Consider the following 12311-nt stretch of genomic DNA (forward strand, 5'->3'; position numbering starts at 1 on the left):
TCCCCCGGCAGCCGCCGGGGGAAATCATTTTACTCCCTGGATTTTCTCACCCGCGCGGCATACACCGCCAGCGTCTGCTTCAGCACGTCCAGCGTCACCGGTTTCGACAGGCAACTGTCCATCCCTGATTCGATACAACGCTGTTTCTCTTCTGCCAGCGCATTCGCGGTCACCCCCACCACCGGCAGCGTCAGGCCAAGCTGTCGAATTCGCTGGGTCAGGCGATAACCGTCCATGTTAGGCATGTTGACGTCGCTGAGCACGATATCAATGTGGTTCTTACTCAGCACGTTCAGCGCATCCACGCCGTCGTTGGCGGTCTTACACTGATAACCCAACGATCCGAGCTGATCGGCCAACAGGCGGCGGTTGATAGGGTGATCGTCCACCACCAGAATCATCATGTCGTCATTGGCGGCAGCGGTATTTTCTGCCGATGGCAGCGCACCGTGGTTATCGCTATTGTCGACTTCAATACTGTAGATGCGACCCAGTAATGCCAGCAATTCATGCGGCGAGGCGACGCTGTGAATCCACTCGCCCGGCACGCGCTCCAGCGGAATGCCGATATGGCGACGGCAGAAAATGACAGCCCCGCGTCCAGCCCACGGCTGCGTAAGCTCATCATCGGAAATGAGCATATCGTCTGCGTCCGGCGTTTGCCCTTCATAGCGCAGCACCTCCACGCCGTGTCGCGTCAGCAGCGATTCGATAAACTGTGCCAGCGACGCATTGCGTACCGCCAACCAGCAGCGCTTGCCCGCCAGCCCTTCAATGGTCGCAGGTGTCAGATTTTGCGCGCCATACAGCGGAATCCGGATCGTGAACTGGCTGCCCATCCCCGGCTCGGTCTCCACCGAAATGTCGCCGTCCATCATGCTGACCAGCTTCTCGCAGATAGCCAAGCCCAGCCCGGTTCCCTGGAAGTTACGCTGCACGCCCGTGCCCACCTGGAAGAACGGGTCAAACAGGCGAACCACTTCTTTGGCGGGGATCCCCACGCCGGTATCGCGCACGGTGATGCTGAGATAGTTATCATCGCGACGCAGATGCAGAATGATGCAGCCAATATCGGTGAATTTGATGGCGTTGCTCAGTAGGTTAGAAATCACCTGCTGCAGACGCATCGGATCGCCCGACAGCTGCTGAGGTACATCGGGTTCGACGAAGCAATACAGTCCCAATTGCTTACGCACCACCAGCGGCAAATAGTTGGCGGTGATGTGGCTCATCACTTCTCGCGGGGAAAACTCACGCGGCTCAATTTTCAGCTGTTCAGATTCAATCTTCGAGAAATCGAGAATATCGCTGATGATTTTCAGCAGCAGGCTCGAGGAGTTATTCATCGCCGTCACCAGCCTGTCGACGCCCTTCGGCAGCTCTTTGGTCTGCAAGAGATCGAGGTTACCAATGATGCCGTACAGCGGGGTACGCAGCTCATGGCTCACGGTCGCCAGGAACATCGATTTCGACTGGCTCGCCTGCTCGGCGGCCTGCGCCATGTCCTGCAACGACTCTTCCATCTTCACGCGCGAGGACACATCCACCAGCACGCAGATAGCCACGTTCTCGTTCCGGTAGCGGGAATGCACAAAGCTGATTTGCAGATTAGTGTTGTTGCTGGTCAGCACATCGACGAAGTTGACCTGCTGGCCGCAGATTATTTGCGTTAAACGCTGTCGGTCTTCATGCGTCAGCATATTCAGGTAGTTGTGCGCCAGTTCGTTACTCAGAATGTTGGTCCCATCCTGGGTACGCAGGATACAAATCCCGACCGGGGCGGAGGCGACGATCTTACGGTTAAACTGTTCGTGCTCTTCCAGACGCTGGGCATCCGCTTCCGCAGGTAGGAAGATGCGACGCTCGTACAAGCGCGCCATGGTAAACAGAGCTACGCCGCTGAGAATGTTTAGCAGCACCGCGTTAAGAATAAGCATCCGGATGCGTTCCAGCACCAGATCGACCGGCACGGAATAGACAATGCTCAAGGAGGACGGTGGCAGGCTTTTCTTCAGCACCAGCTCACGGAAACCCGAGGTATAGCCAAACCACGCGCGCTCCTGCATCCACTGCGGGTCAATCTTAAGTTTGTTTTCCCCGCCGGTGAGCGCAATTAACGGCTGCCCTGACTCGTCGAGAATGGTGACGCCCATCGGCATCGTGCCCGGCGTGAAGAAGTTCTCCATCCGCACGGTCTGCTCGATGCCCAACAACGCCTGCAGACGATTCGCCAGATACACCGGCGTCAGGGCATAAAAATACCCTACGCCCGGACGCGGCCCCTGGCTTATCCAGAACAGATTGTTGCCGCGTTCATCCTGCGGTGCGTTGCGGTATTTCATGATCCGCTCGTGCAGGATTTTCAACGCCTGGTCGCGCTCCATCGGCATGTCGCGCAGGCCAAAGTTAGCCATGCACAGATTGTCGCTGCCGATCAGGAAAACCCGATTCAAATCGTAAGCCGCCGAGAAATTATCGCGCCAGTAGCGCATGAACCACGCCATCGACTCAAGCGAACCGCGCCAGGAATTGCTCAGCGCGCCGCAGTCGGAATCCTGGAACAGCGGCTCAAACTCCGGCACGTCGGTTTCGTCTCTCATCCCGCGTGAAGAAAGCACACCATTTTCTGCGGTCAACCGATTTTCAGCGATGTACTTCAGCTCTTTCATGACATCTGAGGTACGCTGAATATAACGCTGCGCCTGATCGTAGCTGAGATTAAACTCCTGACGGATCTCCGCTTCTTTGCTATGTAGCGCGTTGACGATGTAGAAAACGGACACAAAAGCGATAAGCAGCCAGAGCAACAGCGCCAGCGCCCGAAAAAGATAGCGAGAGACTTTCAGAGTCGTGCGAAAGGAGACAAGGTATTTCAACGTTTGGCCGTGTGCGTGCAAAAAGATGGGATTAAGGTAGCGGTAAATCACCACACCCGCAATATTCAAACAAAAAGGGCCAGTTTTCACTGGCCCTTTCACGATAACGTCAGGCGATTAATTCAGACGATTACTCGTCTGCATCATCGGCTGCGTCATCGGCAACATCGTCGTCAGACTCAGTTTCTGCGGCGATTTCATCTTCGCCTTCTGCGACGCTACCGTCGATAGCATCCAGCTCTTCTTCGTCAACCGGTTCAGCCACACGCTGCAGGCCCACTACATTTTCATCATCCGCAGTACGGATAAGGATAACGCCCTGGGTGTTACGACCGACCACGCTGACTTCCGACACACGGGTACGCACCAGCGTGCCGGCATCGGTGATCATCATAATCTGGTCGCTGTCCACAACCTGCACCGCGCCGACCACAGAACCGTTACGTTCGGTCACTTTGATCGAGATAACGCCCTGCGTGCCGCGTGACTTGGTTGGATATTCGGTTTCAGCCGTACGCTTCCCGTAGCCGTTCTGGGTCACGGTCAGAACCGCACCTTCACCGCGTGGGATAATAAGTGAAACAACCTTATCTTCACCCGCCAGCTTAATGCCGCGAACACCCGTTGCCGTACGGCCCATGGCACGCACTGCACTCTCTTTAAAGCGCACCACTTTACCGGCGGCAGAGAACAGCATCGCGTCATCGTTACCGTTGGTCAGGTCAACGCCAATCAGTTCATCGTCTTCTTTCAGGTTCACCGCGATGATCCCGGCAGAACGTGGACGGCTGAACTCAGTCAGCGCCGTTTTCTTAACGGTACCGCTGGCGGTCGCCATGAAGACGTTAACGCCCTCTTCGTATTCACGCACCGGCAGAATGGCGGTAATACGTTCGTTCGCTTCCAGCGGCAGCAGGTTGACGATTGGACGTCCACGCGCACCACGACTTGCTTCTGGCAGCTGATAAACCTTCATCCAGTACAGACGACCGCGGCTGGAGAACATCAGGATCGTGTCATGGGTGTTGGCCACCAGCAGGCGGTCGATAAAGTCTTCTTCTTTAATACGGGCAGCCGATTTACCTTTGCCGCCACGGCGCTGAGCTTCGTAATCGGTCAGCGGCTGGTATTTCACGTAGCCCTGGTGAGACAGGGTCACCACAACGTCTTCCTGATTGATCAGGTCTTCGATGTTGATGTCTGCGGTATTGGCAGTGATTTCGGTACGACGTGCGTCGCCGAACTGCTCGCGAACGAGTTCCAGTTCTTCACGAATCACTTCCATCAGACGGTCAGCGCTGCCCAGAATGTGCAACAGCTCAGCAATCTGCTCCAGCAGCTCTTTGTACTCGTCGAGCAGTTTTTCGTGCTCAAGGCCGGTCAGCTTCTGCAAACGCAGATCCAGAATCGCCTGAGCCTGCTGTTCAGTCAGGAAGTATTTCCCGTCGTGAATACCGTACTGCGGCTCCAGCCACTCAGGACGCGCGGCGTCATCGCCTGCACGTTCCAGCATCGCGGAAACGTTGCCGAGATCCCATGAACGGGCGATCAGGCCTGCTTTCGCTTCGGCAGGCGTTGGCGCACGACGGATCAGTTCGATAATCGGATCGATGTTCGCCAGCGCAATTGCCAGTGCTTCAAGGATGTGCGCCCGATCGCGGGCTTTACGCAGTTCGAAGATAGTACGACGCGTCACGACTTCGCGGCGGTGACGCACGAACGCAGAAAGAATGTCTTTCAGGTTCATGATCTTCGGCTGGCCATGGTGCAGAGCAACCATGTTGATACCGAAAGAGGTCTGCAGCTGAGTCTGGGAGTAGAGGTTGTTCAGCACCACTTCACCCACCGCATCGCGTTTGATTTCAATCACGATGCGCATCCCGTCTTTATCAGACTCGTCACGCAGCGCGCTGATACCTTCCACGCGTTTCTCTTTCACCAGCTCGGCGATTTTCTCGATCAGGCGCGCTTTGTTCACCTGATACGGAATTTCGTGGACGATGATGGTTTCACGACCGGTTTTCGCATCGGCTTCGACTTCCGCACGGGCGCGAATGTAGATTTTACCGCGACCGGTACGATAGGCTTCTTCAATGCCGCGACGGCCGTTGATGATAGCAGCGGTCGGGAAGTCTGGGCCCGGAATGTGTTCCATCAGCCCTTCTACAGTGATGTCTTCATCATCAATGTACGCCAGGCAGCCGTTAATGACTTCGGTGATGTTATGTGGCGGAATGTTCGTCGCCATGCCGACCGCAATACCCGACGAACCGTTAACCAGCAGGTTCGGGATCTTGGTTGGCATAACGTCTGGAATACGTTCGGTGCCGTCGTAGTTATCGACGAAATCAACGGTGTCTTTTTCCAGGTCGGCCATCAGTTCATGGGCGATTTTCGACATACGGATTTCCGTATAACGCATCGCTGCGGCGGAGTCGCCGTCTACTGAACCGAAGTTACCTTGGCCGTCGACCAGCATGTAACGCAGGGAGAATGGTTGCGCCATACGGACGATGGTGTCGTACACGGCGGTATCACCATGAGGGTGGTATTTACCGATGACGTCACCCACGACGCGGGCAGATTTTTTGTAGGCTTTATTCCAGTCATTGCCCAATACATTCATGGCGTAAAGTACGCGACGGTGTACCGGCTTGAGTCCATCTCGGACATCTGGCAGTGCACGGCCGACAATAACCGACATCGCGTAATCCAGATACGAGCTCTTTAGCTCTTCCTCAATGTTGACCGGTGTAATTTCTCTCGCAAGGTCGCTCATCTAACCGCTATCCCTCTACTGTTTCCCGGATTCAAAGGTCGCAAATTATAACACAGCCGACGTGATTGAGGTAAACCTATAGTACCTGCTCGGCGCTTTATTCGCGCCGGGGTGCTGATATACTCACAGGCCTGATGAAAAAAGGAGTCAATGCGCCCATGAATGCCGAAAAACCGCCGGTGGCTAACGTCGATCACGACGAAATCGCGAAATTCGAAGCTGTCGCCTCACGCTGGTGGGACCTGGAAGGAGAATTTAAACCGCTGCACCGTATCAACCCGCTGCGTTTAGGCTACATCGCCAACCGTTCCGACGGCCTGTTTGGTAAGAAAGTGCTCGACGTCGGCTGCGGCGGCGGGATCCTCGCCGAAAGCATGGCGCGTGAAGGGGCTAACGTTACCGGGTTGGATATGGGCTTTGAGCCTTTACAAGTGGCGCGCCTGCACGCCCTGGAGACCGGGATTCAGGTCGATTACGTCCAGGAAACCGTGGAAGACCACGCGGCGAAACACGCGCAGCAGTACGATGTCGTTACCTGCATGGAAATGCTCGAGCACGTTCCCGACCCACAGTCGGTGGTCAACGCCTGTGCGAAGCTGGTGAAACCGGGCGGTCAGGTGTTCTTCTCAACCATCAACCGGAACGGCAAAGCGTGGCTGATGGCGGTGGTGGGCGCGGAATATGTGCTGAAAATGGTGCCCAAAGGCACGCACGACGTGAAGAAATTCATCAAGCCCGCCGAACTGCTGGGCTGGGTCGATCAAACCTGTCTCCAGGAGCGCCACATCACCGGCCTGCACTACAATCCGGTCACTAACCATTTCAAACTCGCGCCGGGCGTTGATGTTAACTACATGTTGCATACAACGGCAAAAAACGTCTAACGTCATAGCTTATTCTTATAAAGTTTGCGCAGCATTGCGTTGCGCAAATCACCTTCCCGTTGAAGAAATCAGCACTCGATCAAATTTTCATTTTTTTTATTCGAATATTGACAATCTCGCCAGGCCTTACAAACCGTGGACTTAGCCTACGCTACCCTTTTGCAACCTTAAATTAACGTCAAAATCAACTCTTGTACTCAAATGAATCCTTACTAGAATACTCACCATATAGCGTTTCACTTATCGCACAACCCCTATATATAGTATTTATCCACAGAGTTAGTCACAACGACGTTCTGTGGATAAATGGGGGATATTTTTCTTTTCACGGACAGGTACAACTCACATGAATCAGAGTCTGATGGTGACTAAGCGTGATGGCGGGACTGAGAAAATCAATCTCGATAAAATTCATCGCGTGCTGGACTGGGCAGCCGAAGGGCTGAACAACGTTTCCATTTCTCAGGTTGAACTGCGCTCTCATATCCAGTTCTACGACGGCATCAAAACCTCTGATATCCACGAGACCATCATCAAGGCTGCCGCCGATTTAATCTCTCGCGAGGCACCTGATTACCAGTATCTGGCTGCACGCCTGGCGATTTTCCATCTGCGTAAGAAAGCGTATGGCCAGTTTGAGCCACCGGCGCTGTACAACCACGTTGTGAACATGGTTGAGCTGGGTAAATACGACAGTCATCTGCTGGAAGACTACACGGAAGAAGAGTTCAAGCAGATGGACGGTTTTATCGACCACTGGCGCGACATGAACTTCTCTTATGCCGCGGTAAAACAGCTGGAAGGTAAATACCTGGTTCAGAACCGCGTCACGGGCGAAATCTACGAGAGCGCCCAGTTCCTGTACATTCTGGTTGCCGCGTGCTTGTTCTCTAACTATCCGCGTGAAACCCGTCTGGATTACGTGAAGCGTTTTTATGACGCGGTATCGACCTTCAAGATTTCACTGCCGACGCCAATTATGTCCGGCGTGCGTACCCCGACCCGTCAGTTCAGCTCCTGCGTACTGATTGAGTGTGGCGACAGCCTCGACTCCATCAATGCCACCTCCAGCGCTATCGTGAAATACGTTTCCCAGCGCGCCGGGATCGGTATCAACGCCGGTCGCATCCGTGCGCTGGGTAGCCCAATCCGTGGCGGGGAAGCGTTCCACACCGGCTGTATCCCGTTCTACAAGCACTTCCAGACCGCGGTGAAATCCTGCTCTCAGGGTGGCGTTCGTGGCGGCGCGGCGACCCTGTTCTATCCGATGTGGCATCTGGAAGTCGAAAGCCTGCTGGTGCTGAAAAACAACCGTGGGACCGAAGCGAACCGCGTGCGTCATATGGACTACGGCGTTCAGATCAACAAACTGATGTACACCCGTCTGCTGAAAGGTGAAGACATCACCCTGTTCAGCCCGTCCGATGTGCCGGGCCTGTACGACGCGTTCTTCGCCGATCAGGACGAGTTTGAGCGTCTGTACGTGAAATACGAAAAAGACGACAGCATCCGTAAGCAGCGCATTAAAGCGGTTGAACTGTTCTCGCTGGTGATGCAGGAACGTGCCTCTACTGGCCGGATCTACATCCAGAACGTTGACCACTGCAACACCCACAGCCCGTTCGATCCGGTTGTGGCTCCGGTGCGCCAATCTAACCTGTGTCTGGAAATCGCGCTGCCGACCAAACCGCTGGACGACGTTAACGACGAAAACGGTGAAATTGCCCTGTGTACGCTGTCAGCGTTCAACCTCGGTGCTATCGACAGCCTCGATGACCTGGAAGAGCTGGCTATCCTCGCGGTACGTGCCCTGGATGCCCTGCTCGATTATCAGGATTACCCAATTCTGGCAGCCAAACGTGGCGCAATGGGCCGTCGTACCCTGGGTATTGGGGTGATTAACTTTGCTTACTATCTGGCGAAGAACGGCAAGCGTTACTCCGACGGCAGCGGCAACAACCTGACCCACAAAACGTTTGAAGCCATTCAGTACTACCTGCTGAAAGCCTCTAACGAGCTGGCGAAAGAGCAAGGCGCGTGCCCGTGGTTCAACGAAACCACCTACGCGAAAGGCGTGCTGCCAATCGACACCTATAAGAAAGACCTGGATGCGATTGTTAACGAGCCGCTGCATTACGACTGGGAAGGTCTGCGTGAATCTATCAAGACTCATGGCCTGCGTAACTCCACGCTGTCTGCCCTGATGCCGTCTGAGACCTCATCGCAGATCTCAAACGCCACCAACGGCATTGAGCCGCCGCGCGGTCACGTGAGCATCAAAGCGTCGAAAGACGGGATCCTGCGCCAGGTGGTGCCGGACTACGAAAAACTGCAGAACAGCTACGAGCTGCTGTGGGAAATGCCGAATAACGACGGCTACCTGCAATTGGTGGGGATCATGCAGAAGTTTATCGACCAGTCGATTTCTTCGAACACCAACTATGACCCGACGCGCTTCCCGTCAGGTAAAGTGCCGATGCAGCAACTGCTCAAAGACTTGCTCACCGCCTATAAATTTGGCGTGAAAACCCTGTACTATCACAACACCCGTGATGGCGCAGAAGATGCGCAGGACGACATGGCCCCGTCCATTCAGGACGACGGCTGCGAAAGCGGCGCATGTAAAATCTAAGCTAGTTGCCGGGTGGCGCTCTGCTTACCCGGCCTACGATTTTGTAGGCCCGGCCACGAACATGCCGCCGGGCAATAAAATCTCAACAGGACACATTCATGGCTTATACCACTTTTTCACAGACGAAAAATAACCAGCTGCTGGAACCGATGTTTTTCGGTCAGCCGGTCAACGTGGCACGCTACGATCAGCAAAAATATGACATCTTCGAAAAGCTGATTGAAAAGCAACTCTCCTTCTTCTGGCGTCCGGAAGAAGTTGACGTGTCCCGCGACCGTATCGACTATCAGGCGCTGCCTGACCATGAAAAGCACATTTTCATCAGCAACCTGAAGTACCAGACGCTGCTCGACTCCATTCAGGGACGTAGCCCGAACGTTGCGCTGCTGCCGCTGATTTCTATTCCAGAACTGGAAACCTGGGTGGAAACCTGGGCGTTTTCAGAAACCATTCACTCGCGCTCTTACACCCATATCATCCGTAACATCGTCAACGATCCGGCGACCGTGTTTGATGACATCGTGACCAACGAGCAAATCCAGAAGCGTGCTGAAGGGATCTCCCATTACTACGACTCGCTGATCGAACTGACCAGCTACTGGCATCTGCTGGGTGAAGGTACGCACCACGTTAACGGCAAAACCGTGACCGTGAACCTGCGTGAGTTGAAAAAGAAACTGTATCTGTGCCTGATGAGCGTCAACGCGCTGGAAGCGATTCGCTTCTACGTCAGCTTCGCCTGCTCGTTTGCGTTCGCTGAACGTAAGCTGATGGAAGGCAACGCCAAAATCATCCGCCTGATCGCCCGCGACGAAGCTCTACACCTGACCGGCACCCAGCACATGCTGAATCTGCTGCGCTCCGGCCAGGACGACCCGGAAATGGCGGAGATTGCCGAAGAGTGCAAACAGGAGTGCTATGACCTGTTCGTGCTGGCGGCGCAGCAGGAGAAAGAGTGGGCAGAATACCTGTTCCGCGACGGTTCGATGATTGGTCTGAACAAAGACATTCTGTGCCAGTACATTGAGTACATCACCAACATCCGTATGCAGGCGGTGGGCCTGGATCTGCCGTTCCAGACACGCTCTAACCCGATTCCGTGGATCAACACCTGGCTGGTGTCTGATAACGTCCAGGTGGCACCACAGGAAGTTGAAGTCAGCTCGTATCTGGTCGGTCAAATTGATTCCAATGTCGATGCCGACGACCTGAGCAACTTCCAGCTCTGATGGGCCGCGTGACCCTTCGTCTGACTGGCACCGAGTTAGTGTGCCAGGAAGAACACCCCTCGTTACTGGTAGCGCTGGAGTCGCATAACGTGGCGGTTGAATTTCAGTGCCGGGAAGGCTATTGCGGCTCCTGCCGCTGTCGACTGGTGTCCGGCCAGGTCGATTGGCTGACCGAGCCGCTGGCATTCATACAGCACGGTGAAATACTGCCCTGCTGCTGTCGCGCCAAAGGCGATATTGAAATCGAGATGTAATTGTCATTGCGAAACGCCCGGCGGCGCTGCGCTTGCACGGGCCGACGTGCCAAGTAGGCCCGGTAAGGCGTAGCCGCCACCGGGCGCTAAAACTCAACTCCCGCGTTTGGCCTGTATCTCCCGATGATGTTTGCGCTCGCCGACCATCACCACCAGCAGTAAAACCACCGCCAGAATGCTGCCGCCGATCATCACCATAAAGCCACCATCCCAGCCGAAGAAATCGACGGTATACCCGACGATGGCACTCGCCGCGACGGAACCGCCAAGATAACCAAACAGCCCGGTAAATCCGGCGGCTGTGCCGGCCGCTTTCTTCGGTGCCAGTTCCAGGGCGTGCAGACCAATCAGCATCACCGGACCGTAAATCAGGAAGCCGATAATAATCATACAGGCCATATCCACACCCGGATTACCCGGCGGATTGAGCCAGTAAACGATGGTCGCAATGGTTACCAGAATCATAAAGAATACCCCGGTCGCCCCGCGATTTCCCCGGAACACTTTGTCCGACATCCAGCCGCACAGCAGCGTGCCCGGGATCCCCGCATATTCATACAGGAAGTAGGCCCAGGATGATTTATCCAGCGCGAAATGCTTCACTTCTTTCAGATAGGTCGGGGACCAGTCGAGAATGCCGTAGCGCAGCAGATACACGAACACGTTGGCGACCGCGATATACCACAGTAGTTTATTCGGCAGCACGTACTGCATGAAAATCTGCTTAGCCGTCAGCTCTTCTTCGTTCTTCTCGCTATAGTCATCCGGGTAATCGTTTTTATACTCTTCAATTGGCGGCAAACCGCAGGACTGCGGGGTATCGCGCATCAGAGCAAAGGCAATAATCGCCACCAGGATCGCGCCAAACGCAGGCATATACAGCGCCGCGTGCCAGTCGTTAAACCACGCCATCCCCAGCAGGAACAGCAGCGGCGGCAAGCCACCGCCAACGTTATGCGCGCAGTTCCACACCGACACGATTCCGCCCCGCTCTTTCTGTGACCACCAGTGAACCATGGTGCGTCCGCACGGCGGCCAGCCCATACCCTGGAACCAACCGCAGACAAACAGCAGCCCGAACATAATCATGATGCTCGACGTCGCCCACGGCACAAAGCCCATAAACAGCATCACCACCGCCGCAAGGATCAGCCCGGCGGGTAAAAAGACGCGCGGATTCGAGCGGTCAGAGACCGAACCCATAATGAATTTTGAGAAACCGTAGGCGATGGAAATCCCCGACAGCGCGAAGCCCAAATCGCCGCGCGAGAACCCCTGTTCAATCAGATATGGCATGGCTAATGCGAAGTTTTTGCGCACCAGGTAGTACGCCGCATAGCCGAAGAAAATCCCCAGGAAAATTTGCCACCGCAAACGGCGATAGTGCGAATCGATCTGCGCATCCGGCACTCTCGCCGTGTGCGCGGCAGGTTTGAAAATACTGAGCATAGTCGCCTCCGTGACCATCATTATCAGGCGAGTCTCACCGGGGTGGTGCGCTCGCCATACTTATCTGCGGCTGGATGGTAGGCAAAGTGTTGGCCCTGTACTGTGAAATGTCGCACAAAATGTTACAGATTTATGACAGAGATTCCATTTTGAGCACGGAATCACGTTTCATTTTCGTTTTATGCTCGAATATGCTCGCAATCAAACA

Annotated in this window: 7 protein-coding genes; 4 read left to right on the forward strand and 3 right to left on the reverse strand. The window is 54.8% G+C overall.

Features of this window, described 5'->3' with window-relative positions; all coding sequences use genetic code 11:
• Positions 1 to 29 precede the first annotated feature (29 nt).
• Together rcsC and gyrA are read right to left on the reverse strand one after the other, a co-directional pair.
• Positions 30 to 2876, reverse strand: a complete 2847-nt coding sequence (rcsC, locus tag SIK69_RS12875) for a two-component system sensor histidine kinase RcsC (protein ID WP_319786284.1) — start codon at positions 2874 to 2876, stop codon at positions 30 to 32.
• A 130-nt stretch (positions 2877 to 3006) separates the two neighbouring features.
• Complete coding sequence (gene gyrA, locus SIK69_RS12880; protein ID WP_319628875.1) at positions 3007 to 5655, reverse strand: DNA topoisomerase (ATP-hydrolyzing) subunit A; 2649 nt, start codon at positions 5653 to 5655, stop codon at positions 3007 to 3009.
• A 158-nt stretch (positions 5656 to 5813) separates the two neighbouring features.
• Here gyrA and ubiG point away from each other — a divergent pair, with 158 nt between their 5' ends.
• From ubiG to yfaE, 4 genes are all read left to right on the forward strand, one after another.
• Entirely contained in the window at positions 5814 to 6539 is a 726-nt protein-coding gene (gene ubiG / locus SIK69_RS12885; protein WP_319786243.1) for a bifunctional 2-polyprenyl-6-hydroxyphenol methylase/3-demethylubiquinol 3-O-methyltransferase UbiG, read from the forward strand.
• Between the two features lie 346 nt (positions 6540 to 6885).
• The gene (nrdA, locus tag SIK69_RS12890) at positions 6886 to 9171 is read left to right on the forward strand and encodes a class 1a ribonucleoside-diphosphate reductase subunit alpha (protein WP_319628873.1); all 2286 of its coding nucleotides are present in this window, start codon (positions 6886 to 6888) and stop codon (positions 9169 to 9171) included.
• A gap of 98 nt (positions 9172 to 9269) precedes the next feature.
• Positions 9270 to 10400 carry a class Ia ribonucleoside-diphosphate reductase subunit beta gene (gene nrdB, locus SIK69_RS12895; protein ID WP_319628872.1) on the forward strand — a complete coding sequence of 377 codons (1131 nt, stop codon included), beginning with the start codon at positions 9270 to 9272 and terminating at the stop codon, positions 10398 to 10400.
• Positions 10400 to 10654: a class I ribonucleotide reductase maintenance protein YfaE gene (yfaE, locus tag SIK69_RS12900; RefSeq protein ID WP_319628871.1), complete on the forward strand. Its 255-nt coding sequence runs from the start codon at positions 10400 to 10402 to the stop codon at positions 10652 to 10654. Before nrdB ends, yfaE begins: the two co-directional genes overlap by 1 nt.
• Positions 10655 to 10747: 93 nt before the next feature.
• Here yfaE and glpT read toward each other — a convergent pair whose 3' ends face one another.
• A complete protein-coding gene (gene glpT, locus SIK69_RS12905; RefSeq protein ID WP_319628870.1) occupies positions 10748 to 12103 on the reverse strand; it encodes a glycerol-3-phosphate transporter in 1356 nt (451 codons plus the stop codon).
• Positions 12104 to 12311 lie beyond the last annotated feature (208 nt).

The organism is Scandinavium lactucae, from assembly GCF_033843265.1.
GTDB classification, from domain to species: Bacteria; Pseudomonadota; Gammaproteobacteria; order Enterobacterales; family Enterobacteriaceae; genus Scandinavium; species Scandinavium lactucae.